This window comes from Consotaella salsifontis (assembly GCF_900167365.1).
Lineage (GTDB): Bacteria > Pseudomonadota > Alphaproteobacteria > Rhizobiales > Rhizobiaceae > Consotaella > Consotaella salsifontis.
This window is the reverse complement of record NZ_FUXL01000001.1, coordinates 230,296-256,538: the sequence shown is the minus strand read 5'-3', so window position 1 is coordinate 256,538 and position 26,243 is coordinate 230,296. Positions and strand designations below refer to the sequence as shown.

22 protein-coding genes are annotated in these 26,243 nt (G+C 63.2%); 1 reads left to right on the top strand and 21 read right to left on the bottom strand.

Annotated elements, in window-relative coordinates:
- Positions 1-66: 66 nt before the first annotated feature.
- The 20 genes from garR to B5D38_RS01080 all read right to left on the bottom strand — a co-directional run bounded on the left by garR (position 67) and on the right by B5D38_RS01080 (position 22,752).
- Complete coding sequence (garR, locus tag B5D38_RS01175; RefSeq protein WP_116002541.1) at positions 67-948, bottom strand: 2-hydroxy-3-oxopropionate reductase; 882 nt, start codon at positions 946-948, stop codon at positions 67-69.
- A gap of 110 nt (positions 949-1,058) precedes the next feature.
- A complete protein-coding gene (locus B5D38_RS01170) occupies positions 1,059-2,582 on the bottom strand; it encodes a tripartite tricarboxylate transporter permease (RefSeq protein WP_078706537.1) in 1,524 nt (507 codons plus the stop codon).
- Positions 2,582-3,058 (bottom strand): tripartite tricarboxylate transporter TctB family protein, encoded by a 477-nt coding sequence (locus B5D38_RS01165; RefSeq protein ID WP_078706536.1) that lies wholly within the window; start codon positions 3,056-3,058, stop codon positions 2,582-2,584. Before B5D38_RS01165 ends, B5D38_RS01170 begins: the two co-directional genes overlap by 1 nt.
- Positions 3,059-3,127: 69 nt before the next feature.
- Positions 3,128-4,102 (bottom strand): Bug family tripartite tricarboxylate transporter substrate binding protein, encoded by a 975-nt coding sequence (locus tag B5D38_RS01160; RefSeq protein ID WP_078706535.1) that lies wholly within the window; start codon positions 4,100-4,102, stop codon positions 3,128-3,130.
- Between the two features lie 559 nt (positions 4,103-4,661).
- Positions 4,662-5,708, bottom strand: a complete 1,047-nt coding sequence (locus B5D38_RS01155; RefSeq protein ID WP_131829839.1) for a LacI family DNA-binding transcriptional regulator — start codon at positions 5,706-5,708, stop codon at positions 4,662-4,664.
- A 77-nt stretch (positions 5,709-5,785) separates the two neighbouring features.
- Positions 5,786-6,556 (bottom strand): HpcH/HpaI aldolase family protein, encoded by a 771-nt coding sequence (locus B5D38_RS01150; RefSeq protein WP_078706533.1) that lies wholly within the window; start codon positions 6,554-6,556, stop codon positions 5,786-5,788.
- A gap of 47 nt (positions 6,557-6,603) precedes the next feature.
- A complete protein-coding gene (locus B5D38_RS01145) occupies positions 6,604-7,392 on the bottom strand; it encodes a 2-keto-4-pentenoate hydratase (protein ID WP_078706532.1) in 789 nt (262 codons plus the stop codon).
- 56 nt (positions 7,393-7,448) lie between these two features.
- Positions 7,449-8,408, bottom strand: a complete 960-nt coding sequence (locus tag B5D38_RS01140) for a D-2-hydroxyacid dehydrogenase (RefSeq protein WP_078706531.1) — start codon at positions 8,406-8,408, stop codon at positions 7,449-7,451.
- Between the two features lie 36 nt (positions 8,409-8,444).
- Complete coding sequence (eno, locus tag B5D38_RS01135) at positions 8,445-9,713, bottom strand: phosphopyruvate hydratase (RefSeq protein WP_116002539.1); 1,269 nt, start codon at positions 9,711-9,713, stop codon at positions 8,445-8,447.
- Complete coding sequence (locus tag B5D38_RS01130; RefSeq protein WP_078706529.1) at positions 9,710-10,732, bottom strand: phosphotransferase; 1,023 nt, start codon at positions 10,730-10,732, stop codon at positions 9,710-9,712. The genes eno and B5D38_RS01130 overlap by 4 nt, the downstream gene beginning before the upstream one ends.
- A gap of 343 nt (positions 10,733-11,075) precedes the next feature.
- Positions 11,076-12,143, bottom strand: a complete 1,068-nt coding sequence (locus B5D38_RS01125; RefSeq protein ID WP_165690748.1) for a LacI family DNA-binding transcriptional regulator — start codon at positions 12,141-12,143, stop codon at positions 11,076-11,078.
- A 243-nt stretch (positions 12,144-12,386) separates the two neighbouring features.
- Entirely contained in the window at positions 12,387-12,821 is a 435-nt protein-coding gene (gene fucU / locus B5D38_RS01120) for an L-fucose mutarotase (protein WP_078706527.1), read from the bottom strand.
- 13 nt (positions 12,822-12,834) lie between these two features.
- A complete protein-coding gene (locus B5D38_RS01115; protein ID WP_078706709.1) occupies positions 12,835-14,085 on the bottom strand; it encodes a class II D-tagatose-bisphosphate aldolase, non-catalytic subunit in 1,251 nt (416 codons plus the stop codon).
- 197 nt (positions 14,086-14,282) lie between these two features.
- Positions 14,283-15,227, bottom strand: a complete 945-nt coding sequence (locus B5D38_RS01110; protein WP_078706526.1) for an ABC transporter substrate-binding protein — start codon at positions 15,225-15,227, stop codon at positions 14,283-14,285.
- A gap of 213 nt (positions 15,228-15,440) precedes the next feature.
- Positions 15,441-16,460, bottom strand: a complete 1,020-nt coding sequence (locus tag B5D38_RS01105; protein WP_078706525.1) for an ABC transporter permease — start codon at positions 16,458-16,460, stop codon at positions 15,441-15,443.
- Positions 16,461-16,485: 25 nt separating this feature from the next.
- Positions 16,486-18,036 carry a sugar ABC transporter ATP-binding protein gene (locus B5D38_RS01100; RefSeq protein WP_078706524.1) on the bottom strand — a complete coding sequence of 517 codons (1,551 nt, stop codon included), beginning with the start codon at positions 18,034-18,036 and terminating at the stop codon, positions 16,486-16,488.
- A gap of 212 nt (positions 18,037-18,248) precedes the next feature.
- Positions 18,249-19,418, bottom strand: a complete 1,170-nt coding sequence (locus B5D38_RS01095; RefSeq protein ID WP_078706523.1) for an iron-containing alcohol dehydrogenase — start codon at positions 19,416-19,418, stop codon at positions 18,249-18,251.
- A gap of 417 nt (positions 19,419-19,835) precedes the next feature.
- On the bottom strand, positions 19,836-20,606 hold the full coding sequence (locus B5D38_RS01090; protein WP_078706522.1) for an L-iditol 2-dehydrogenase: 771 nt from the start codon (positions 20,604-20,606) through the stop codon (positions 19,836-19,838).
- Positions 20,607-20,710: 104 nt separating this feature from the next.
- A complete protein-coding gene (locus B5D38_RS01085; RefSeq protein WP_078706521.1) occupies positions 20,711-21,727 on the bottom strand; it encodes an aldose epimerase family protein in 1,017 nt (338 codons plus the stop codon).
- A gap of 68 nt (positions 21,728-21,795) precedes the next feature.
- The gene (locus tag B5D38_RS01080; RefSeq protein WP_078706520.1) at positions 21,796-22,752 is read right to left on the bottom strand and encodes a tagatose kinase; all 957 of its coding nucleotides are present in this window, start codon (positions 22,750-22,752) and stop codon (positions 21,796-21,798) included.
- 255 nt (positions 22,753-23,007) lie between these two features.
- Between B5D38_RS01080 and B5D38_RS01075 the strand changes: the two genes are divergently transcribed.
- Positions 23,008-24,051 (top strand): LacI family DNA-binding transcriptional regulator, encoded by a 1,044-nt coding sequence (locus B5D38_RS01075; RefSeq protein WP_078706519.1) that lies wholly within the window; start codon positions 23,008-23,010, stop codon positions 24,049-24,051.
- 22 nt (positions 24,052-24,073) lie between these two features.
- Here B5D38_RS01075 and B5D38_RS01070 read toward each other — a convergent pair whose 3' ends face one another.
- Complete coding sequence (locus tag B5D38_RS01070) at positions 24,074-26,209, bottom strand: glycoside hydrolase family 3 N-terminal domain-containing protein (protein ID WP_078706518.1); 2,136 nt, start codon at positions 26,207-26,209, stop codon at positions 24,074-24,076.
- Between the last annotated feature and the right edge of the window lie 34 nt (positions 26,210-26,243).

Genomic DNA, 26,243 nt, shown 5'->3' with positions numbered 1-26,243 from the left:
TTCGCCCGCTAGACATTCTGCCGTTCGACCCCGGCGCGACACATCCGCGCCGGGGTCGGGCGATGGCTATTTCCTCACCTCGACCTTGGCGAGCTTCTCGTAATAGCGCGCCACGGCGCTGTGATCTCTCTGGCCTTCGCCGTCGATCGTCAGCGCCTGCATGATCTCCATGATACCTGCCGACAGCGGCACCGGAACGTGCAGGTTATGCGCCGTATCCAGCGCGTTCTGCAGGTCCTTGATGTGAAGGTCGATGCGGAACCCCGGTTTGAAGTTGCCATCGAGGATCATCGGCACCTTGGCGTTCATCACCGTCGAGCCCGCGAGCCCGCCCTTGATGGCATTGAACACTGCCTCTGGCGAAACGCCCGCCTTGGTCGCCAGGGTGAAGGCCTCCGAGACGGCGGCGATATTGAGCGCCACGATCATCTGGTTGGCGAGCTTCGTCACGTTGCCCGCGCCGATGTCGCCGACCCGCACCACCGAGCCCCCCATCACGTCCAGAAGCGGCTTCACCTTATCGAACGCCGCCTCGTCGCCGCCCACCATGATGGCCAGCGTGCCGTCGATCGCCTTCGGCTCACCGCCGGAAACCGGCGCGTCGAGCATGACGACGCCCTTCTCCTTGGCCGCCGCGCAAATCTCCTGCGAGGCCGCCGGGGCGATCGAGCTCATGTCGACGAGGATCGTGCCGGACCTCGCGCCCTCCAGCACGCCGCCCTCGCCCATCACCGCCTCGCGCACGTGCGGCGAATTCGGCAGCATCGTCAGGACAATATCGGCCTTCGAGGCGACGTCCGCGCTCGATGTCCCGGCCTCGGCGCCCAGCGCCACCAGATCCTCCGAGGGCGCGAACTTATCGAATACGACGAGGGAATAACCCGCCTTCAACAGGTTCTTTGCCATCGGCCGGCCCATGATCCCAAGGCCAATGAATCCTACTTTCATGATGATATTCCTTTCCTTTTGGGAATCGACGGTCGCCCCTTATCGAGGCGACCGAAATTTCTGAGCGTCTGAGGCGGATTGATCCCTGGACGATCCGTTACTTCCGAACGTCAAGTTTCCGTTGCCTCGGTCACCTTCGGCTTCTTGATGACCATCAGGTAGAAGAAGACCAGCGTGAGCAGCAGGAAGAACAGACTGTCGAGATTGGTCAGGAAGACCGTGGGGTCTCCGTGGTTGAGCGAGAGCGTGCGTCTGAGATAGCTCTCGAGGTCAGGCCCCAGGATGAACCCGAGCAGGAGCGTGACCGTCGGATAGTTGTTCACCCGCAGGAAGAAGGCCAGCACGCCGAAGACGAGCGACAGCACCATCTGGAAAGGCGAGAATGTCGCAACGTAGGTGCCCACCAGCGCGATCACCGCGATGGAGGAGTAGAGCAGCGCCTTGCGGATCGAGACGATCTTCACGAAGTACGGCCCGAGCAACCACAGCGTCAGCGGAATGAGGATCAAGGCGCTGATCAGCAGCGAGGCGAACATCGGCGCGATCAGGTCCAGCTGACGAGCCAGAAGACGCGGACCCGGCTGCAAACCGTTGATCACCAGGACGCCGAGAACGATGGCGGTGGTCGGGTCGCCAGGGATGCCGAACATCAGCATCGGCACGAAGGCGCCGCCGCACATGGAGTTGTTCGCCGCTTCGGCAGCGGCGATGCCCTCCCGGCTTCCCTTGCCGAAAAGCTCTGGGCGCTTGGATTTTCGCATTGCCTCCGCATAGGAGACGAAGGCCGCCATGGAGCCGCCCGCCCCCGGCAAGACGCCGATCATGAAGCCGATGATCGTGCTCTTGATGTACGTCCAGGCACCGATCTCACGCAGCTGCTCGCGCGTCGGCACGAAGTCCCGCCGCCGAATCGGAAGCTTGGCGACGTTGTTCTGATCGACCGTCCGAGCGCTGCGCACGTCCTGCGCCTGGATCAGGAGCTCGCTGACCGCGAAGGTTCCGATGACCACCGGCATCAGGCCGATGCCCTCCACGAGGGCGGGAGAATCGAAAACGAAGCGCGCCACCGGCTGCATGACATCGATGCCGACCGTCGCCACCATCACGCCGACCGCCGTCGTCACGACACTCTTGGCAATGAGACCCCGGTGAGAGATGGCGATGACGATCAGGGCGAAAAGCACCAGCGAGAACTTGCCGGGAGTTTGAATGAGCAAGGCCAGCTTTGCCGCCAAGGGCGTGAAAAGAATGAGAAACACCGCGCCAAGGGTGCCGCCGACCATTGAGCCCAAAGCGGCATGGCCGAGAGCGCTGGCACCCTCTCCCTTTTTCATCAGCGGATAGCCCTCGAGGCTCGTCATCATCGAGGACGGCGCGCCGGGGATGTTGATCGTCGTCGCGGTGATCGAGCCGGCATACATGCCCGACATGAAGATCGCTGCGCACATGACCAGCGATGTCTCGACGTCGAGACTGAAGGTGATGGGCAGAAGCAGAGCAATGGCGAGGGTCGCCGTCAGCCCCGGAACGGCACCGAAGAACGTGCCGATGAGGAACCCGCCGACCATATAGGCGAACACAGTTGGCTTCAGAAGAACGCCAAATCCCGCGAGAATGCTGAGAGCGAAATCCATCACAGCCACTCCGTCAGCGTCGGCAGCCGCACGTCGAAGAACACCCTGAAAAGCAGGTAGCCAATGCCGGTGATGATCAGCGTATAGGCGATGCGCCAGCCCATCCCCTTGCGATCCAGCCGGAAGATGTAAAGCAGGACGAAGACGTAGAGGATCGTGGAGAGAACGAAGCCGATCAGCTCGAACAGCGCGATGTAGGCAGCCGTCGCAACGACGACCAGCACGGGCTCGACGAGGTTGAAGGTCTGCTTGTCGCGAGCGGGCAATCCGGCCCGAACTTCCTGGAACACGACAACCGCCAGCGCCGCATACATGATGATCGATATCACGACCGGCAGGAACGAAGGGCCGACAAGCCCTTCATCGACCTGAGGCACGATGGTTATGGCCTTCAGCAGGTAGATCGTCGTGAAGACGAAGAACATCGCCGGAAGAACAAGGCGCTTGTTCCTTAATGGAGATGGCAGAGAATCCATATTCGCACCCCGAAGCGGTTTGGCGGCGAAGCGTCTTCGCCGCCGCTGTTGTGCAACGTTCGCGATGATTTACTTGAGGATTCCCTGCTTCTTCAGATCGTCCATCTGGGTGAAAAGCTTGTTCTGCTGCTCTTCAACGAAGCCACCGACCTCATCCGGTCCAAGCCAGCCAGGCGTGACGCCGACCTTGGAAACCCATTTCTGGAATTCCTCGCTATCGAGGGCCTTGTGGAAGGTATCAGCCAGCTTGTTGACGATATCGTCCGGCGTCCCTTGGGGCGCGGCGAGAATGATGTAGCTACCGGCCTGGATGTCGTAGCCCTGATCCTTGGCGAGCGGCACGTCCGAATAGGTCGGGTTGGGTGTGCCCGAAAACTCGACGAGGCCGCGCACATCTCCTTCCTCGATCAGGTTGGAAAAGTCTCCGAGGCTCGTCACGGCCACTTCGACCTCGCCGTTCAGAATGGCTTCCTTCTGGGGCGCCGCGCCGCCGGCATAGGCGATCAGGTTGAACTCGACGTCTGCCATATCCTGGAGTCGCAGCATGTCGAGATGGGTGCGCGAACCGGAGTTCTGCACCGCGACGCGGATCTCGCCCGGGTTCTCCTTCGCCGCAGCGATCAAATCCTCCAGGGTCTTGTATTCGGAATCGGCGGCGACGACGATCGCGTCAGGCTCCAGCGTGACGCGGCCGATCCAGGCGAGCTTGGACATCTCATAGCCCGGCAGCAGCTTCTGATAAGGCACTGTGATGACCGAGTCGTAGGTCAGGTTGCCGATGGTGTAGCCATCGGGCCGGGCGGTCATGACCTGATAGGTCCCCTTGCCGCTGGCGCCGCCCTCGACATTCTCGATATAGATCGTGTGACCCAGGTCCTTTTCGGCGATCGAGGACAGCTTGCGCACAATGCCGTCGGTACCACCGCCCGCGCCGGCATTCACCACCATGCGGACATCCTTGGTGGGATAATCCTCGGCAAGGGCAGCTCCCGAGATCAGCAGGGCAGCCGTTACCAGCGCCGACGTATAGTTCAACATTTTCATCGTTGTTTCCTCTTCAAGGGAAGAATGTCCCGTGCGGACGACGTTCTTTTTCCAAGGACAGGCCCGGCGGAGGTTGGCTATCCACTCGGGGTCGATCGATCGAAGGAGACCATTCGCGCCAACAGGCAACGCCTCAGCGGCGAGACACTTCGCCATGCAGCGGAAAGCCGACCTCCCTTCCCGACCGCACCCTTGGCGCGGCATCTTTTTTCTCTTTGGCAAGTCATCAAGGCGGCGGAATCGCGAACGCTTGACACTCCCACGCGCCAGCGCCATCCCTTAATGCTCACGTGTGCATCGTACGTTGGGCGCTTTTGTTCGTCAAATAAAAATTCAGCGGCAGGATGTCTCGCCTTCACTCGATCGCCACGCCGCCTTCGTGCGGTCAGGCCACGCGGCATCAAGCACGTCACCCAATCCGCCCCGGAACGGAGCGAAAACGTGGATGCGGGCTTCCGGATTTTCAGAGGGGTCGACAGGCGCTCGGCCGCAAGCTCATCGACGACGTCTCCTGGAGAGTACGGGCATCGGCAACGGCAACCGTTGTGTGGCCGACCGGCTAGACATCGAGCTTGCGAGTGGTGCTGCGCAGCAAGAGGCGGGCCGGCAGCGACTGAATGATGGCCAAGCCGTCGCCGGCCTCCGCCGCTCGCTCGGATTGAGCGAAGCTTAGGCGCAAGGTTTCGACGCAAGTGTCGGCGATTTCCTGCAAGGGAAGAACCATGGTCGTGAGACCGCCGAGCAGCACCTCGTTCAAATAGGTGTCGCCGAACCCGACGATCGACAGATCCTCAGGGATTTGGATACGCGCCCGGTTCGCCGCGACGGCGACGCCCTGGGAATAGGACGCGCTGCCGAGAACGATGGCCGTCGGCGGATCGTCCCGGCTGATCATTCTGAGAAATGCCTCGGTGCCGAACTCCGGCGTGACCGGACCGCAAACCACGAGGTCCTCCTCCGGCGGACGAGACGGAAAGCGCGACAGGAAGCCGGATCGTCTCTCGAAGCCCGTCGAGAGCGAGGCGGGCGAGCCGATGAACCCGATATTCGTGTGGCCCAGCGACTGAAGATGGGCGGTCGCCGTCGCCACCGCTTCGAAATCGCCGATCTTGACGACCGGCGCCCTAATGCTCGGATGGCTGCGCAGAAACTGGACCACCCGCAGCCGGCCGAGCATTTCGATGGTTTCCGGCAGCGGGTCCTCCGTCACCGAGATGATGACGCCCTCGGCGCGCGTCCTCAGGAGGCTCTCGACCGCCAGCCGCTCTCTCTCGGGATCGCCCGCCGTATCGGAAAGCACCACCTGCCAGCGGTGCTCCATGGCGAGGCTGGAAATGGACTTGGCGACGCGCGAGAAGAACGGGTTGACGATGTCGGGCACCACCAGACCCACGATCCCGCTTTGAGACGTGCGAAGCATGCGCGCCGCCGTGTTCGGGACATAACCAAACTCGGCAGCGGCGCGCCGTATCCGCTCCTTTGTGGCATCACTGATGGCGGGATGATCGTTGAGCGCTCGCGAAACCGTCGAATGCGCCATGCCCAGCGTCTGTGCCAATTGCTTGATGGTCGGGCCGGTCCCGGCACCTTTTACGTTGTTCGGCAAGATCGGCCCCTAGAGCATCGCACGGTCATACGAATAGAACTCGCTGACGGCAATGGAAACCCTGCGCAAGGAAGCGATCAGGCTTGTCGAAAACGCGCCGCCAGCGCGTCCGCTCCCTTGACCAGAAGTCCCTGGTCGGAACCAACGGCGACGATATTGAAGCCCATGTCGATATAGCGCCGGGTCAATGCCTCGTCGGAACAGATGATGCCGGCGGCCTTTCCAGCGTCGCGCACGACGCGGGCCGCCTTGGAGAGCACGTCGACGATCTCCGGATGATTGCCTTGGTGAAGGTGCCCCATGTCGGCGGACAGGTCTCCGGGGCCAAAGAAGAACGCGTCGATGCCGTCCACCTCGACCATGGCGGGCAGATTTTCGACCGCCAGCATCGATTCCGGCTGGGCGATCAGGAAGAGCTCGTCTGCTGCAACGAAGGGATAGTCCTTGACCCGGCCGAAATTGGAGGCGCGCGGCGCGTTGCAATAGCCGCGTTCGCCTGCCGGCGCATAGCGCGTCGCCTTGACGATGGCGCGGGCCATGTCGGCGCTATCGACCTGAGGGATCAGGAGCGTCTGCACCCCGATGTCGAGATACTGCTTGATGGCCACCTTGTCGAAGGACGGAAGACGAACCATCGGATGCGAGGAGCCGGCGGCGAGGCATGCATGGAGCTGATGATAGATGCCGACAAGGTCGCTCGGTCCATGCTCGGCGTCCAGCCCAATCCAATCGAAGCCGGCGCCGGCGATCATCTCGACGACGAACGGGTTGGCCAGCTGGCTCCACAAGCCAATCTGAGTCTTTCCTTCGGCGAGCGCTGCCTTGAGCGAGTTCTTGGCAATCTTCATGTGCTTGGCTTTCGCAAAGACGCGGATCGGGGAAGCCGCCGAGGCGGCTAGGGTACGAAATGAAGGTCGACGGAGCCCAGCCCTGAGATGGCGCCGCAATAGTGCTCCCCCTCGCCGACCAGAGCCATCGGACCCAGCGACCCCGTCATCACGATCTCTCCGATTTCCAAAGGGCGGCCGGCACGCACCAGAGCATCCGCCAGCCAGATCAGCGCGTTGACCGGATTGCCCGCCACGGCCGCGCCCGTTCCCGTCGTCGCCACCTCGCCGTTGCGCCTTGTCTCCATGGCGCAGCGCAGAATGTCGAAATCGGAGAGGCGCTTCGGCCGCGTGCCCAGGACGATCATGCTGGCCGCCGAGTTGTCGGCGATGAAATCGAGCGCCGAGACATCCCAGTTCCGAACACGGCTGCCCACGATCTCAAACGCGGGGACGGCATAGGCTATGGCGCTGAGGACGTCGGCGACCGTGTGTCGCTCATGGGGGAGATCGCGCTCCAGCACCACGGCCACCTCGGTCTCCAGCTTGGGCTGGACGAGATCGGCAATGCTCAGCTCGGCGCCGTCGACCGCGCACATATCGTCGAAGAGCACGCCGGCGGTCGGCGACGACACGCCCATCTGCTGCTGCACCGCCTTGGCGGAGAGCGCCACCTTTCGACCGACGACGCGGCGTCCCGCATCCTCCCAATGGCGGACATTGGCGCGCTGGATGGCATACCCCGTTTCCAGTGACGCCGGTTCCACGAGGTCGCGCACCGGTTCGCATGTCGTGCGAGTTTCATAGGCCGTGCGCAGCCGCAGCGCCGCGCTCTCGATCTTGCCGACCGTCTGCAATTGTCCGTCTCCGAATTGATGGCCGCGCTCACGGAATGTCCGCGCCGCGTAAAGGGTCAGGAATTGACCACGTTCTGGGGATTGCCGCCGACGAAGGCCGCGAGGTTTTCCGCCGCAGTGTTCATGATGCGCGACCGCGCCTCGCGTGCCGCCCAGGCAATGTGTGGCGTCACGATACAGTTGGGGGCGGAAAGCAGCGGGTTGTCGGGTGCGGGAGGCTCGCTGGAGAGCACGTCCAACCCCGCGCCACCGACGTGACCGCGGCTCAGGGCATCGGCCAGATCCTGCTCATTGATCAGCGGGCCGCGCGAGGTGTTGATGAGGAAGACGCCCTTCTTCATCTTCGCGATCGCCGCCGCATTGATCATGCCTCGATTGTTCTCGAACAGCGGGCAGTGAAGGCTGATGACGTCGCTCTTGGCGTAAAGCTCGTCGAGCGAGCAATACCGCAGCCCCTCTTCTTCGAGGTTTGCATTCGGATGCTCGTCATGGGCGAGGATGTTCATGCCCAAGGCTTGCGCCACCCGACCGAAGGCCTGGCCGATGCGCCCGAAACCGATGATGCCCACCGTCTTGCCGGCCAGTTCCACCAGCGGCGAGGTCCAGTAGCAGAAGTCTTCCGATCGGGCCCAGCGCCCGCTCCTGGCGTCCTCGCTATGGGCCCCGACGTGGTGGCATAACTCCAGAAGAAGCGCGGTCGCGAACTGCGCGACCGAGGCCGTGCCGTAGGTCGGCACATTGGCGACGACGATGCCCCTATCCCTGGCTGCTGCGATATCGACCACGTTGTAGCCGGTCGCCAGAACGCCAATGAACCGTACGTTCGGGCAAGCGTCGAGGTGCTGACGCGTAATCACCGTCTTGTTGGTGAAGATGGCTTCAGCCTCACCGATCCTCTCGACGACAGCGGGCTCGGGCGTTCTATCGTGGACGCTCAGCGCACCGAACGCCTCGAACGCGGCCCAGGACAGATCGCCGGGGTTGAGCGTATATCCGTCGAGAACGACGATCTTCATGACACCTCCTCAAGCCGTCGCACCGGCTCTTTCAATTCAGGAACGGACCAATGCGCCGCGCCCGGCAAAGGGCAAATCGCTCTCCTCGATGCGGATCGCCTCGTTCCACTTGGCCATGCGCTCGGAGCGCGCGAAGGAACCGACCTTGAGCTGACCCGCGTCCCAGCCGGTGGACAGATGGACGATGATGAAATCTTCCGTCTCTCCCGAGCGCGCCGAAACAATCGCGCCGAAGCCTGCCTGCCTGGCGGCATCCAGCGCGGCCCTGGTATCGGTGATGGTGCCGGCCTGATTGGGCTTGACCAGCACGCAGTTGCAGGCGCCGATCTCCGAGGCGCGACGAACCCTTTGGCCGTCCGTCACCAGATAGTCGTCACCGACAATCTGGACCTTGGCGCCCGCCGCATTCGTGAAGGCGATCAATCCGGCTTCGTCGTCCTCGGCCAGCGGGTCCTCAATGGAGACGATGGGATAGCGGTCGAGCCACTTCAGCAGGAGCTCGCACATGCCGTCGGAATCGTAGTCGCGCGATTCCAGGGCGAGACGATAGCGCCCGTTCTTGCCGAACTCCGAAGACGCGATGTCGAGAGCGATCGCCACGTCCTCGCCCGGCACGTAGCCGGCGCCCTCGATCGCCTTGACCAGCGTGTCCAGCGCCTGTTCGTTGTTGTCGAAGGCCGGCCAATAACCGCCCTCGTCGGCGACGCCCTGCAACAGGCCACGCTCGGCCATGATGCGCCCGGCGCTCAAATAAACCTCGGCCGTCATCTCCGTCGCCTGACGGAAGGAAGTGGCGCCGATGGCGATCACCATCAGGTCCTGAATGTCGATCCGGCGCGAGGCGTGGGCGCCGCCGCCAAAAATCTGGATCTGCGGCAGCGGCAGGCGAACAGGCGCATCGCCCGCCAGGTGGCGCCAGAGCGGAAGCTCGACGTCGGCCGCGGCCGCGTTGAGAACCGCCATGGACGTGGCGATGACCGCATTGCCGCCCAGCCTCGCCAGATTGGCGGTGCCGTCCATCTCCTTCATCCGACCGTCGATAGCTGCCTGATCAACGACGTTCATGCCTTTTAGCACGGGTGCGATCTCGGTTTCGATCGCGTTCAGCGCCTTCTGCACATCCTTGCCGGCCAATGCTGTTCCGCCATCGCGAAGATCGACGGCCTCGTGCGTCCCGCGCGAGGCGCCCGCCGGCGCCATGCCGCGCCCGAAGCGACCGCTCTCCAGCACGACGTCGACTTCCACGGTTGGCCAGCCGCGCGAATCCCATACGCGGCGCGCCTTGACCTCTTTGATGGTGCTCACGAGCGGATGCCCCCTTCGAAGGATTGCTTGAAACTCTGCAAGGATGACGGCATCTGCCGCACAAGCTCGCGGGCCAAGCTCCGCAGCCTCGCGCGCTGGTCGTCGTCGAGATACTCGACCGGCGATTTGCCATCGACGCGCGCCAGAAGCAGGCAGGCCAGCAGATGTGCCGTGCGCTTCTCCAATTCGGGAGCCGGCTCGAACGAAACTTCGCTGAAATAGGCGGCGACAAAAGCGTCAAACAACTGAAGCAGAGCCTCAGCACGCGCCGGATCGCGCACACTCTTCAGCAGCAGATGGTTGAGGCAGAAGGCAAGGTCGAAGGCCGGATCGCCGTACCAAGCGCACTCGGCATCCAGAAGCACCGGGCCACGGGGACCGCTCAGAATGTTCTTCGGGCTGACATCGCCGTGAACCAAGGCGCGCCGGGTTTCGCGCGTCCGCAGCCTGACCGCCTTGATCTCGTCGGCGAGATCCGGGTTCTGGCGCTCCGTTTCTCCGAGATAGGGATCGAGGCGCAGCGCATCGAAATTGGCGTCGTTGGCAAACTGCGCCGCCAAGCCGGCATCGTTTGCTGTCGCTTGATGAATGCACCCCAACACGCGCCCGACGCTGTTGGCGAACCCCATGTCCAGTGTGCCGGCAAGAAGCAGCGTCTTCCAGTTGGCATGGTCCTCCGCCGGCAGAAAATCCATAGCAAAGCAGCCGGTCTCTCGATCGATGCCCCGGATGGCGGGAACTGCCTCCGGCACGATGGCGCCCGCAACGGTCAGCCAATCGATCTCGCTGAAAACGCGCTCAATCGGCGCCTGCCAATCCTTGGAGACCTTCAGCTTCGGCAGGGCTTGCTTTAGGCAAAACGTTTCGCCACGGCGAGATATCTTTAGGACGTTTGAGGAGACCCCACCCGCAAGCGGTTCCACGGAGAAAGCTTCGGCGCGCTCCAGTAGGCCCATGCGCTCCAGGACAAGCCGTGCCGCATCTTCGTCAGCAGCAAGATCGACGAACCCGTCGGCCATTCCAACTCCTCCGAAAGCCACAACTCGCCCATCGATGGACGGCTGCCCTACCGCTTTTTCCCATTGCCCATGAGCAGCCATGCGCCGGTCACAGCGCGCAAAAGCAGCAATGCTCACGTGTGCATTGGTCTAGCATCGCATTTGTCATGCTGTCAACGACGATCTCTCGGGACGCGTGGTGGCCAGCGCGCCCCCAACGAGATCGCGTCTCATCGGGAAATCGGAAGGCTCGGAAACGGTGGCCGCCCTTGCTTAGGCTCCGTCACCTATCGGCCATGGGCGGGATCGGGCGCGGCGTCCTCTAGCTACGGTATTGCTCGGCGTCCGCCGAGCGTCCGAGCGGTCAGGAATGCTCGCCGGCTGGCTGGCTGGCGCCGCCGGCGACCGGCGCGATAAGCTCATAAGGGACGTTGATGGCCACGCCCTCTTTTCCGGACGCGCCGGACCTGAACAGATCGAAGGCCGCGCCCATGATGCCCCTGGAATCTTGCTTGACGCTCGCGATCCTCAGATTGGTGAGCAGCCGCAAATAGGGGGAGCTGTCGAAGACGCCGTAGTGGATCGCGCCGCAGACCTCGGGGTTCTCTGGGAAGTATCGGATGAGCCCCTCCATCGGCACGATGGAGTTGACGAACATGCCCGCGATGTCGCCGCTCGACCGAATATGGTCCCGGATGATCTCGTAGGATTCTTCGGCGTTGAACGGAGACCAGATGACCTGCGACGGCGAAAAGGGCAGTCCCGCCTCGGCAAGGGCCGCCTTGAAACCTTCCAGGCGAAGACGTGTCACCTGATGGTCCGCCATGCCGCCGAAGAAGTAGATGCGCCCGCGCCGTCCCTCCCGCACCATCGAGGCCATTGTAGCCCGCGTCAGTTCCTCCGCCGCCTTGAGGTTATCCGTGCTGACCGTCGTCCGGCCTTCGGCCTCGGCGTCGATGAAGATCTGGCGCGTGCTGCCGCGCTCGCAAAGCGCGGCGATCTCCTCCGCTCCCATAGGGTTCGCCACGAAGATGCAGTCGGCCTGCTGGGAGAGGAAATAGCGGATCGCGCCCAGTTCCTCGGCGCGCTCATACTGGGTCACGTAGATCAGCGCCAGTTTGCCCTCAGCCCTCGCCCGCGCCTCGAAGGCTTCGGCCAATTCCCCGAAGAAGGGATTGCGCAGGGTCGGCACCGTCAGTCCAAGGATGTCGCTTCGCCCGCTCCGAAGATTGCGAGCATGGAGATTCGGCTGATAGTTTAGCTCCTTGGCCTTCGCCAGGATAAGATCTCGCGTCTCGTTCGAGATGTTGAAGTTTTCCGCGCGCCCATTGAGCACGAGACTGACTGTCGTCGTGGAGAACCCAGTGATGCCGGCGATGCCCCGGATGGAAACGGGTCTGGCACCCTGGGTATTGCTCTTTTTCTCCCGCATCGCGGTCCCGGTCCTTTCAAAGCACGACATCCCACGACCGATTCCACTTCGTCCGGGCGGCGCATCCCATGCCTTCCGCGAAGCGGACACGGAAGTCCTCTAAAGCCAAACTATCATCGATCGAGTAGAATGCCGTAGCGCAAGAGGCCGTCAAAATGCAGCCCTTTCACGCTCTTGCAGCAGGAACCGGCAATCTGGAGTGAGGCGGACAGCGGATAGCCGCAGCACTCCGCCCCTTCCGCGTCACTCCGCCGGGGTGACACCCTTCTTCAGAATGATGTTGCCGTACTTCGCCGTTTCTCCGGTCAAGACGACGGCATAGGCGCTGCGGGCTCGATCATAGAAGGCAAAGCGCTCGATGAACTGGATGTCCGGCGCATCCGGAGCGTGCTTCCCGATGGCCGAACGGTAGCCTTTCAACATTTCGGGGTCGAGGCTGTCGCCGGAAGCCGCCGACATCATCACGAGGGGGTCGGTAACATAGGTGTCCAGCACGAAAAGCGGCAGGATCGCATCGATCAGCGGCGCGATGGACAGACCGTCGGCGCGGATGACGCGGGTGTTGACGCTGTCGGCCGGGAAATGCGCGTCGGCCAGGACGATCTCGTCGCCATGCCCCATGCGGTAGAGGGCAACGAGGAGATCCGGCGAAAGCAGCGGAGAAATATTGCGAAGCACGGAACAAGCTCCTTTAGGCGTCGAGATAGAAGTCGATGACCTCACTGACATGCGAGATCACCAGGTCAACCGGCGCCGCCTTCAAATGGCCCGCGCGCACGGCGCGATACTGGGCCGGCAGGTACTGGCTGAGCAAGGGCTCCGGCACCAGGGCCGGAAGATTCTGGATCAGCCGCCCGATGGCTGCCTTCACGCCGGGGTGTGGCAGGTAATAGCGGGCGCGATCGGAATAGCTGTAGATCAGCTTATGGTCGATCTCGGCCTGATCGCCCGTGTAATAGGATTTCCAGTGCTTCGGATTTTCCTTCATGACGCGGGTCAGGACATCGCGGAAATGGGACGGCTCAGCCGGCTTCGACTCCCGTTCCATCAACTCCAGCGCCATCAATCCTTCGCGCACCGCGTAGGTCAGCCAAGGCCCGACCTTGAGGATGCCAAAATGGTCGCGAACGAGGCGGCTGAGGTTCTCGGGCGTCTGATAGTCGGTGGAATGGGCCTCGAAGACCATTCCAGGGTAGTCCAGGATGGTCAGGGACAGATCCGGCGCGCCGGCATAGTCATGCACCATCCCGTCGCCGAACTCGACGCCCGGCTGGACGACGAGCCCCGTGACGCGCTCCCACGCCGCATCGAGCCCGTGGCGCCGAAACGCGGCCTGAAACGTTTCCAAGGTCTTGCGCACATCCTCCAGACCGGTGACGTGCATTTCCTCGTCATCGAGCGCGCCGCCCGGCGTCGGCACCTCGGTGCCGACAATGTAGAGCGGCGGCTCGCCGTCCCAACTCGCTTCGGCGACTTTCGCCATCTCGGCGGCACGCTCGGCGACGATCTCGTCGGTCAGGGGCGCTTTATCATCCGCGCAGACGAAGGAGGCGTCGAGATGGATCTTGCGATAGCCCGCCTTGACGTAGGCTTCCACCAATGCCCGCGTCTTCTCCATCGCCGCAACAGAGCCTTCGGCGCGCCAGGAGTTGGGGCCGAGATGATCGCCCCCCAGAAGCAGCCGCTCCTGCGGAAAACCTTCCTCGTCGGCGATCTCGCGGACGAGCCGAACGAAATCCGCCGGCTTCATGCCGGTGTATCCGCCATACTGATCCACCTGGTTGGAGGTGGATTCCACTAGTGTCACGGTCTCGCGCTCACGCGCCGAGCGGAACAGCGCTCGCAGGACATAAGGGTGCGCCGAGCAAATCGAGGCCACGGCCCCGCCTTTGCCAGCCCGGTTGGATTCCAAGGTGTCGCGGTAAAGCTGAAGGGATTTCATCGTCGTCTCTATCATCGGCAAGGCAGCGCCACCTTGGCGCATGGCGCGCGTCACCAGCCTCTCGGCAGGCGGACACATCTAGCGAGCCGTTAAACGCCATTCGTCCGATCTGCTCATGTCGGCTCGCGCGACAGAGCTCGTCAGTCTCGCAACTTGCCCGAAGGCTCAGTTCCCTCGGGCAAGCCATTCATCCGCCCTTAGTAGAGGACGTTCTTTGCTTCCGGCTTATCGATATTCTCTTTCGTGACGAAGACAACGCCCGTGTCAATGAACTTCTCGACCTTGTCGCCGGCGATGACTTTCGCGACGGTCTGGATGCCGAGTTCGCCCATCTGGAACGAGCCCTGCACGGCGATGCCATCCAATGTGCCGTTGCGCACGAAGTTCTGCAGGTCCTGATTGCCGTCGAAGCCGATCGCCGTCAGTTGTCCGGCCTTGCCGGCCTGTTCGATGGCCCGCCCCATGCCTGCCGCTGTGGGCTCGTTGGCGCCGAAGATGCCCTTCAGATCGGGGTTAGCCGCCAGGGTGTCGACCGTCTGGTTCAGCGCGGTTGCCATGAGGGACTGCGAATAGAGCGGTCCGACGATCTCGATGTTCGAGTTCTGCTTGATATAATCGGTAAACCCGCCGACGCGCCCGATCTCCGAACCGACGCCGGGGACATAGGACATGATCGCGACCTTGCCCTCCTTGCCCATGCGCTCGATCATTTCCTTGGCGCACAGCTCGCCGGCCGCCTTGTTGTCGGTGGACAGGAACGACTGGTAATATTTGCTGCCCTCCTCCGACAGGCCGCTGTCGATCAGAACGACGGGGATGGCGTTTTCCCAAGCCTTCTTGATCGAGGGGATCAGCGCGTCGGGATCGGACGGCGCGAGGACGATGCCTGCCACGTGGCGATTGACCGCGTTCTCCACCATGTTGACCTGATCGGCCACATTGGATTCGGCCGCCGGTCCCTGGAAGGTCATCGTGTAGTCCGGCAAGTCCTTGAGCGCCGCCTCGGCGCCCTTGTTGACGTTCTGCCAGAAGTTGGAGTTGGCCGTCTTGACGATGACCGCGATTTCGTTGCTCTGGGCCCATGCTGGCGCGGAAGCCATCATCGCGGTTGCGGCCATCAAGCTGATCAGCAAAGTCTTCATGGAACTCTCCTTTCCTCCTTTGGTCGAGTTCTCGGTCCGGCCGAATGGCTGACCCGATCTGTCATACGGAGCGCGCAGGCATGGGCGCGCGGTCCTCTTGTTTGGTGAGCGGCGGAGCCGATCCGGCCGGCTGTTTCGGTGGACTTGAGGGCGCCAGCGCATTCCACCGCGCCGGGCACTCTTTCAGAGCTGATGCACCCCGCCCCTTGCACCTCAGCGTCGGTTACGAAGCTGGTCGATCCAGACCGTGCCAATGATGACGAGTCCGATGATGATCATCTGCGTGAAGCTCGACACGCCGTTCATGTTCAGCCCGTTGCGAAGAATGCCGATGATGAAGGCGCCGATGATCGTTCCCGAGATGGTGCCGACCCCGCCGGCGAGCGAAGTGCCGCCGATGACAGCCGCCGCGATGGCATCAAGCTCGTAAGCAACACCCTCGTTCGGCTGCCCGGTCACGAGACGCGACATCAGAACAATGCCTGCCACGCCCGCCATCAGCCCGGACAGGACATAGGCTCCGATCTTGACCTTGGTGATCTTCACGCCGGAGAGGCGCGCCGCTTCCTCGTTGGAGCCGATGGAATAGAGATGGCGGCCGAAGGGGGTCTTACGCAGCACTACCGCCATGATGATCGCAAGCACGGCCATCAGGATCACGGGATAAGGAATTCCCGGAAACACGATCTTCGGGAAGCCGTTGGCCGTTTCAGTCAGGACCCGCCACAGCGAGTCGTTGCCCAGCGTTCCAAAGCTGGACGGAAGCCCCGACACCGGCCGCGCGCCCGTGATTTGCAGCGCAACGCCGCGCGCGATCATCATCATGCCGAGCGTAGCGATGAAGGGCGGCAGCTTCAGCCGCGTGATGACCAGCCCGTTGAAGACCCCGCACACGCCGCCGGTCGCCACCCCGATGAGGAACGCGAGCGGTACCGGCACTCCCATTTGAGCGGCCATCGCGGCCACGACGCCGGCTAACGCCAGGACCGAGCCGAGGCTGAGGTCGATGCCGGCGGTGATGATCGTGACAGTGGCGCCGATGCCGATGAACGCGATGGTCGACGTCTGAAGCGCGATCGTGACCACGTTGCTCATGGTCAAGAACGCGCCGCTCGTCAGCGAGAATGCGATCACCAGCAGCACGAGGCCGGCGAGAGCGGCAAATTTCTGGATGATCGCCTTCCGGTCGATGGACCTTTTTTCATGCGCGATCGCCGAGTCGAGACTGGCCATTTTCGTTCTCCTCCAGCGTTTTTCTTCACAGGCTCATGCGTTTGACGCCGGAGGCGTACTGCATGATCTCTTCCTGGTCGGTCTTCCTGGTTTCCAGAATTCCCGACACCTCCCCTTCGTGGAAAACCACGACGCGGTCGGTCATTCCCAGTATTTCCGGAAGCTCCGAGGTAATCATCACGACGCCGATGCCCTCGCTCGCCAACTGATCGAGCAATTGGTAGATCGCGAACTTCGCGCCTACATCGATGCCGCGTGTCGGCTCGTCGAAGAAGAGCACACGGCTCTCGCGAAACAGCCACTTGCCGATAACGACCTTCTGTTGGTTACCGCCCGATAGATTGCGGACCACCTGATCGATCGACGGCGTCTTGATTCCGAGCTTGGCGATGGACTGGCGGGCGGCCTGCGCCTCGGCGGCCTTGTCGATCAGTCCATGCCGGACGACAGCCTCGATATTGGCCATCGTGATGTTCTCCTTGACGGTCATCTTGACCGACAGGCCGTTCAGCTTGCGGTCCTCTGCCAGATAGGCGATGCCCGCCTTGATCGCGTCCACTGGGCTTGCGATGGTGATTTCCTCACCTTCCAGCAGCACCTCGCCGCCCGTCTTGGGATCAGCGCCGAAGATGGCGCGCGCGGTTTCGGTGCGCCCGGCGCCCATCAGTCCGGCAAAGCCGAGGATTTCGCCGCGCCGGAGCGTGAAATTGACGTTCCTGCAATTCCTGACGCCGGACAGGTTCCTGACCTCGAAGATGAGCTCGTCCGTCGGTGTGGACACGCGCTCGGGGAACTGCTGTTCGAGCGAGCGCCCGACCATGGCGGCGACGATATCGTCCACCGTCACTTCGTCGAAAGGCTTGGTCCAGACGTAGCCACCGTCTCGCATTACGGTGACACGATCGACGATGCGCCCGAGCTCCTGCAGACGATGCGAGATATAGGCGATGGCGACGCCCTGGCGCTTCAGCTCGTGAATGATCGCGAAAAGCTGGTCGATCTCGGACTCGGTGAGCGCAGACGTTGGTTCGTCCATGATCAGCACTTCGGCATTGAGCGAGAGTGCCTTGGCGATCTCCACCATCTGCTGGCGCGCGACCGAAAGGGAGAGCACGAGGTCCGACGCCTTGATGTTGACCTTCAGGCGATCGAGAAAGATCTGTGCGTCGGCCTCCATCTTCTTGCGGTCAACGAACCAGCCCTTTTTCGGCTCGCGCGCCAGGAAGATATTCTCGGCAACGGTGAGGTGCGGCACCAGGTTCAGCTCCTGGTGGATCATCGTGATACCGGCGGCCTCGCTGTCCTGGAGCGTGTCGAAGTGAACCGGTTGCCCTTTGTAGGTGACTTCGCCCTCGTCCGGCTGAAGCTGGCCGGTGACGACCTTCATCAAGGTCGACTTGCCCGCCCCATTCTCCCCACACAGCGCATGCACCTCGCCGCGCCGCAATTCGAGCTGGATGTTGTTGAGCGCCAGCACGCCGGGGAACCGCTTGACCACGCCGCGGGCCTTGAGGATCGGGTCGGCGACCTCTCCCTCAGGAATTCGCGCGGCTTGCCCGCTGATCACTGCAGACATCCATGCCTCCCACATCGATCGTTTCGCATCCGGCCCCTCCGCCCTCGGCGAAGGAACCGCGTCATCGTGGAGCGCTCATCGCGCAGGCGCTAGCGAGCCTCATCATCTCCGCCCGGGACGAATCGCGATCGCTCTAAACCGCCATCCCTCCCGGACGGCTCGCCTCTCGGCGCGGCACCTCCCTCGCAGGTCATACCCACGCGCGCCGCGCTCTAGGCTTTGCGGAAGCTCTTCATGTAGATCTGCCGCATATCCTCCTCGCTCGGGACGATCGGGTTGCCCTGGCTGTCCGGAAACTCCATGGCGTGGGCGAGGATCGGCGGAATATCGGCAGGCGTGATACCGAAATCGTCGAGACGGCGGTAAAGCCCGATCATCTTGAGGAAGCGCTCGATCTCAAGCTCCAGCGACTGCGCCGCCACCTCTTCCGAGGCGGTCGACAAGGCCGGATTGAACATGCGCGCCACCTTCGCGAACTTGCCCACGGCACCGCGCCAAGTGAACTCGGCAAAGGCCGGATAGATCACCGCAAGGGACTCCCCGTGGCTCACCTTAGGAAAGTGTCCGCTGATCGGCTGACCGGCGGCGTGAGGAAGAGTCGTGCCGACATTGGCAAGGCACTGCCCGGCCAGCGTATCGGCCCAGGCGAGATCCTCCCGCGCGGAGAGGTTCGAACCGTTGACCACCGCGACCGGCAGCGAGCGCAGCACCCGCGCAATCGCGTCGAGCGCTATGGCATCGACGGCTTCCGAGGCTCCGGTGTTGATGTAGGATTCAAAGGTGTGGGTGAAGATGTCGAAACCCGTCGAGGCGGTAACGCCCGTAGGCAGGCTCAGCATGAGCTCCGGATCGATGATCGCGATGCGGCAGAGCAGATTGTCGTTCCACATCGCCGACTTGCAGCTCTCCTCGGTGTTGGTGAAGACCGACACCTTTGAGGTCTGTGTGCCGGTGCCCGAGGTGGTGTTGATCGCCATGATGGGAAGCGTGGCGGAGGTCGGCGCCTTCTTGAAATAGAGATAGTCCCATGCAGTGCCGGGATGGGTCGCGGCGACGGCAATAGCTTTGGCGGTGTCGATGGCGCTACCGCCACCCATGCCGATCACGGCTTTCACCCCCTCGGACTTGGCGATCTCGGCCCCGCGCTGAATCGCGTCGAGCGTCGGGTTGGGAACGACGTCGCTAAAGGTCACGGCCCGTACGCCCGCTTCGCTGAGCGACTTTTGAACATCCTCCACCTTGTCGGCGGCGACCTTCAGAAGAACTGGATCGACGACAAACAAGGCGCTGTCCGCCAGCGTCTTCGCCGCGGCCCCGGCTTCCGAACGCCGGCCCGACCCGAAGAGCAAGCGCGTCGGTTGATAATAGTTGAAGCTTTTCATCGGTTTCCTCGCACCTCTCCCGCCCTCGCGGGTGCCGCTCAATTTCAGGCAGCGCAATTGGTGCCGGCGCTCCGAATGGCGCCAGGCGTCGCCGTGCGGCAGGCATCCCGCCGACACGTTTTTGATTGATTTGAAGGAACGCTCCTGTCGGAAGGCCTCCCAACCTCAGTCAGGTCCTCCGGCCGTTCCATCCTCCGCGATGTGTTCTCAGGGGTACCATGGCCATTCGATTATCGCAAGCTAAAACGTAGTACTGTGACGTTTTAGTAGGATCGCAAAAACTGAGGCGCGCGGAACGGATCAGCCGTCCATCGGGATCGAGCTGTTGCCGGCGCCTTGGTTATTACAAGCAGTCCTGGAGCAGGCTTCCGGTCCGGCGGCACGAGCAAATCGCGCCGCCGGTCGACCCGAAGGTCGTCAGCTCATCCACTGACCGCCGTCGACATTGTAGCACTGGGCGAGAATGTAGTTCGCGTCATCGGAGGCCAGGAACACCGCCATCGGCGCCAGTTCCTCGGGCTTCGCCATGCGTCCGAATGGCACGGCCTTGTCGACCATCGCCTTCTTTTCACCCGGCTTCAGCCCCTCGGCCTTGGCGAACGCGGCGTCGACGCCGTCCCAATGTTCGTCATTGACGACGCCCGGAGCGATCGCGTTGACGTTGATGCCGTATTTGATCAGGTGCAGCGCCGAGGACTGGGTGATCGAGATGATCGCGGCCTTGGTGGCGCAATAGAGCGTGACCAAGGCCTCGCCGCGACGGCCGGCCTGGCTCGACATGTTGATGATCTTGCCGCCCTTCCCGCGCTTGATCATCGAATTGGCCGCCGCCTCGGTGGTAAAGATCACGCTCGCCAGATTGACGTCGAAGACCCTCTGGTAGTCCTCGCGCGTGATCTCCGTGATCGGGGCCATGTGGAAGATGGCGGCGTTGTTGATCAGGATGTCGATCCCGCCGCACTTCTCTTCCATCGTCCTGATGGCGTTTTCGATCGAGTCCTGCTTGCTGACGTCCATGAACAGCGGGAACGCCTTCGGGCCTAGCTCGGCGGCCGTCGCCTTGGCGCCTTCCTCATTGATGTCGGCGATGCAGACGGTCGCGCCTTCCCTGATGTAGGCTTCGGCGAAGGCCTTGCCGATGCCGCGAGCCGCGCCGGTAATGAGAGCTGCTTTTCCTTCGAGCTTCATGTCATTCCTCCTCATGGGGCCATCTGTTGAGTGGCCGGTCAGAACCGGCGAGCACCCGGCCCGCCGTCATTGGTCTTCCCAGGCTGTGTGTCTCCCCAGGCTTGTCACAGCGCCCGAAAGCGATACTCGCAGGTGTTGCGATAGGTCTCGCCGGGACGCAAAATCGGCGACGGGAAGTGCCGCCAGTTCACTGAGTCGCAGAACCCGGCGGCCTCGAGACAAATTCCGAGACTAGGCCCCAGGCGCTGGCCATCGGTTCCGGCTCCTTCACGGAGGCCGGCGGCGGTGTAGAGAAGCAGCCCCGGCTGATCGGTCGCCACTTCCATCTCGAGGTCGCGCGCAGGAGAAGCCAGGCGCGCGACAGGCACGACGGCGCCGCGGGCCCCGCGAAGCACAAAATTGGCCTCGAAATTGTCGCCGAGCCGGCGCAACTCGCGGAAATCATAGCGGCTGTCGTCGACCCGCAGCACTTCGCCGGTCGGGATCAGGTTCGGCCGCGTCGGCGTGTAAAGGTCGGAGACGACCTCCAGCCAATGATCCTGGGCCACAGCGCCCTCGGCCAGGGTAAAATAGCTGTGGTTGGTCATATTGAGGAGCGTCGCCGCATCGCTCGCGCCTTCGAGCTCCATACGCAGAGTATTGTCACCGGTGAGCGTATAGCGGCAGGTGACAGTGACCGTGCCGGGATAGCCTTCCTCGCCGTCCGGCGAGACGATCCGCAGCAGAACGGTATCACCAGAAGCTTCGACCACCTCCCAGTTGCGCAATGTGAAGCCCTTCGGACCGCCATGCAGGTGCACGTCGCCCGCGCCGTTCACCGGTAGTTGATAGTCCTTGCCGTCGAGCGTGAAACGTCCGTGGGCGATGCGATTGCAGACGCGGCCACAGACCGTGCCGAGATGCGGGCCGTTCTCGCCATACTGGCTGATGTCCGCATAACCGAGCACGACGCGACGCAGCGTCCCGCCCTTCAGCGGAACCAGAAGATCCCGCACCACGGCGCCCCACGAAAGGATCGAGGCGCGCGCACCGGCGGGATTCGTCAGGATGATCTCGTGGACCTCCTGGCCGTTGAGCCGATGTGTCAGGATTGCTTCGCCCAAACTCGATATCGCTGCCATCCCCGCCCCTCCTTGGGCTAGACCGGCAGGCCACCCTTTCGCGGCCGTTCGCCGGTCAGGAAATTACGTCAGGCCACGGGATCGGATGCACCCTGGCGGCTCAAGAACGCGTCGATCTCCGCCCGCGTCGAGGTGCCTTCCATCGGCCCTTTTCGGGTCACGGCCAGCGCTCCAGCGCCCGCCGCAAGGCGAAGCGCGTCGGCCGGCTTCTCCCCCCTCAGCCATGCTGTGACAAAAGCACCGCCGAAACAATCTCCGGCGCCGGTGGGGTCGATCTCTTCCACCGGAAAGGCCGCCTGATCGATACGACCTTGAGCATCGAAATAGCTGGCGCCATGCGCGCCGCACTTAAGGACCACCGCCTTGACCCCGCTCGCCAAAAGTTCGGCAATGGCGCCGGCCTCGTCCTTGGCTTGCGTCAAAAGATTAAGCTCCGGCCCGCTGGGCAGGAACAGGTCGGCCCGCTCGAGGATCGACTCCATCGCCTGCCGCATGCCCGGCAGATCGAGCATTTCCTTGCGCAAATTGGGGTCGAAACTTATCAGGCCGTGCTCGGCCTTGATGGCGTCGATCGCCTGAAGAGTCAGCGAGACGACCCCTTCGCAGAACAAGGCCGAGCCCATGACGTGCAGACAATCGGCACTGGCCAGCAGCGCGTCGACCTCGGGTGCGGGACCAATCTGACCGTTGGCGCTCTGCTTGATGTTGAAGACGAAGTCACGATTGCCGTCCTCGCGGTAGCGCACGAAGGCGCTGCCGGTGGCAAACTCGGGAATGACCCGGATTGCGGACACATCCACCCCGTCGGCCTTGAGCCGATTGACATTGAGCCGGCCGAAATCGTCGTTGCCGACGCAGCTGACAATGCCGCAGGGCTGGCCGAGGCGCGCGACCTGGTCGATGAAGATCGCCGGCGCACCAGAGGGGAAAGGACCTTTGAGGGTCAAAGGCTCCAGAAACCCGACGCCGGGCTCGGAAGCCATGATCTCGACGACGATTTCGCCGATCGTGACGACTTTCTGCATGCGCCCTCCTCCCTCAGCGCCGGTCGGGTCATCCCTCTCGGATGCGAGATGAACCTCCTCCGGTGCCCGGAAAGTCGGCCAATCAGGGCGAACCCGACTTCCCGCCGCTTTCCATGCTGAATATATCCCTCATGACATTTCACGCGTCAACTTGATTCTTTGCACGTGATAATTTTTGTTGACTGAGCCGCGATGAGCGTCCGTAATGGCGCGGCATCGTACCTCTCGAGACGAGCAGACGAAGGCGAACTGGCCATGGCAAAGAAGATCAGGACGATGAGCGACTTTGCCACCGCCAGCGGTTTGTCGAGGCCGACCGTGGCCAAGTATTTCTCGGACCCCCGTTCGGTTCGCGACAACACCCGGCGGCAGATCGAAGAGGCGCTTGAGCAATACGACTACCGCCCCAACCGCTTCGCGCAGAACCTCAACCGTCGCAAACCGAAGACGATCGGGATCGTCGTGCCCCATCTGGTCGACCCGTTCTTCGCGGAGATCGTCCGGCGCATCGAACTGCGGTGCATCGAGGAAGGCTATTGGGCGATCGTCCTCAGCTCGCATGGCGAGGAGGCCATCGAGACCGCCGCATTCGAGACCCTCCTGTCGTTGAACCTCGCCGGCGCGATCGTCGCGCCGCTCGGCTACAAGACCGACGTCGATCTCATCCGAAATCTGAACGATCGAATCGAACTCGTTCTTCTCGACTCCAGAATTGATGTCGACGCGCCGTTCGTCGGCACCGACAACGAGCAAAGCATCGCGTTGATGGTCGACTATCTGTGCCGGACCGGCGAGGTGCCCTGCTACATGGATATGCCCGAGGTGACGACCAACGCCGTCGAGCGGCGCGAGGCCTATGCCCGGGCGATGGCCCAGGCGGGACAGGAGGCGCGCATCATCACGACCACCGCAGCGAACTGGAGCTTCGAGGAAATCGGCTTCACCGAAGCAAGCCGCCAGATTGCATCCGGCGGCTTTCCGACGCGCACCGTGATGTGCGCCAATGACCGCATCGCGTTTGGCGTCATGGCGGCGGCCTGCCAGAATGGCCTGAAGATCGGGCGCGGCCCAGAGGCCGATCTCAGGGTCGCCGGACACGACGACCACCCCTTGAGCCACTATTCCTGCCCGGCCCTGACGACAGTGGCGCAGGATTTTGCCGCCATCGCCTCGACCAGCCTCAACCTCCTGCTGGAAGCGACGACCGAGAACGAAGACGGCAGCGCCTCCGCCAAAGCCGTGACGCCCGGCAGCTCGACGCTGTTTCCCGCGCGCCTAGTGATGCGCAGCTCCGCCTGATCCTGCGCGTCCCGTCTCACGCCTATCCGTCGAGGCAGACGGTCGTCCGCGTCAGATGGACCGGGTCGGCGCTCTGTCCCACGGCGATCTCGAACACGCCCGGCTCCAGGCATGGCGCGAGGTCGTGCCCAAGGAACGCAAGATCGTCAGCCTTGAGCTCGAAGCGCAGCGTCAGGCGCTGCCCGATGTCCAGTGCCGCTCGCTTGAAGTCCTTGAGCTCCAGAACGGGTCGCGCGATGCTCGCCACGGGATCGCGAATGAAAACGAACACCGTGGTCTCGCTCGCCCGCTCGCCGTCATTCGTGAGGTCGACTTCAACGCTAATCCGCCCGTCTGCCCGTAAGTGTGACGGCGACGCCCTCACAGCCGCAACGTCGATCCGACCATAGGAACAGCCGTGCCCGAAGGCGAACTGCGGCTCCACGGGTACATCCAGATATTTGCTTGTGTAATGGTCGGCGGGGTTGGACGGGCGCCCCGAGGGACGCTGTCCGTAGAAAATGGGGATCTGGCCCTCGGCGCGCGGCCATGTCACCGGGAGCCGGCCCGTCGGCTCCGCCTTGCCGGTGATGACGTCCGCGATCGCGTGGCCTGCCTCGGTGCCGAGAAACCAGGTCGCCACCACACAGTCGGCCCGCTCGAACAGCCAGGGCGCGACCAGGGGACGTCCCGACGACAGCAGCACGACGACAGGGCGGCCAGTCCCGAGGATGGCCTCCGCCAACTCGCGCTGCCGTCCTGGAATGCAGGGATCGGCGCGACTGGCCGCTTCGCCGCTCATTGTCGCGGTCTCGCCGAGGCAGAGGACGACGGCTTCGGCCCTGCTACAAAGTTCGACGGCGGCGGCAATGCCCTTTGTGTCCGGATCGTCGACCGCCACGCCGGGAGCCGTGCTGATCCGGCAGCCGGGAAGCGCCGCGCGCAGCCCCTCGACGATGGTCACGGGATCGGTATCGCGCCCCGCCGCCGACCATGGGCCGCGCATGTCTCCTCGCGCCTCGGCAAGCGGCCCGACCACAGCAATGCTGGCGAGCCCGGAGGACAACGGCAGCGTCCCGCCATCGTTCTTCAACAGCACCATCGAGCGGCGCGCCGCCTCGCGCGCCAGGGCTGTCCGGTCCGGAATGGGCTGGCCGCTCGACCGGGGCGTCCCATGCCGATAAGGATCGTCAAGCAGGCCCAGACGCTCCTTGAGGACGAGGACGCGGAGCACCGATTCGTTGATGTGTTTTTCCTCGATCAGGCCACGCTCCAACGCGGGGACGAGACCTTTCTCATAGGCAAAGCCCATCATGTCGATATCGACGCCCGCCTTCAGCGCGAGCGCGGCCGCCTCGACCAGATCGGCGGCGACGCCGTGCTTCAAGAGCTCGGGGATCGCGGTGTAATCGCTGACCAGCACCCCATCGAAGCCGGTCCGGTCTCGCAGCCACTCGCGCAGCAGCGGGACATGAACCGTCATCGGCACGCCGGCGATATCGTTGAACGACGGCATGATGGCGGCGGCACCCGCCCGGACGGCAGCCTCGAAGGGCGGCAGATAAACCTCCGCCAGAGTGCGCTCGGCGATATCGACCGAGGCGTAGTCGCGCCCCGCCGTGGCGGCGCCATAGGCACAGAAATGCTTCGCAGTCGCGGCCACGCGATCCACGCTGGCCAGCGACTTCCCCTGGAAGCCCTGCACCTTGGCGACCGCCATGCGGCTGGCCACGAGCGGATCTTCTCCCGGCCCCTCGGCGATGCGCCCCCAACGCGGATCGCGCGCGACGTCGATCATCGGCGCGAACGTCATGGTCAGACCGTCAGCGCCGGCTTCTGCCGCCGCGGCGGCAGCGGTTTTCTCCCACAGATCGGGATCGAAGGCCGCGGCCTCGCCCAGTGGAATCGGAAACACCGTGCGGTGGCCATGCACGACGTCGAAGCCGAGGAGAAGCGGAATGCCCATCCGGCTCTCTTCCACGGCGAGTCGCTGAATATCGTCGACGACGTCGCGTCCCCAGAGATTGAGCAGGCTCCCGATGCGCCCCGCACGCACGCCTTCGCGCGGGTCGCCGGCGAGCACCGGCCCTGTCACGGCCCAGCCGGCCGTGACCATCGTAAGCTGTCCGATCTTTTCTTCGATCGTCATTGCGGACAAAAGGGCGTTGACACGGTTCATCGCCAACTCCGAAAATCCAGCGCGCCGGCCCTCG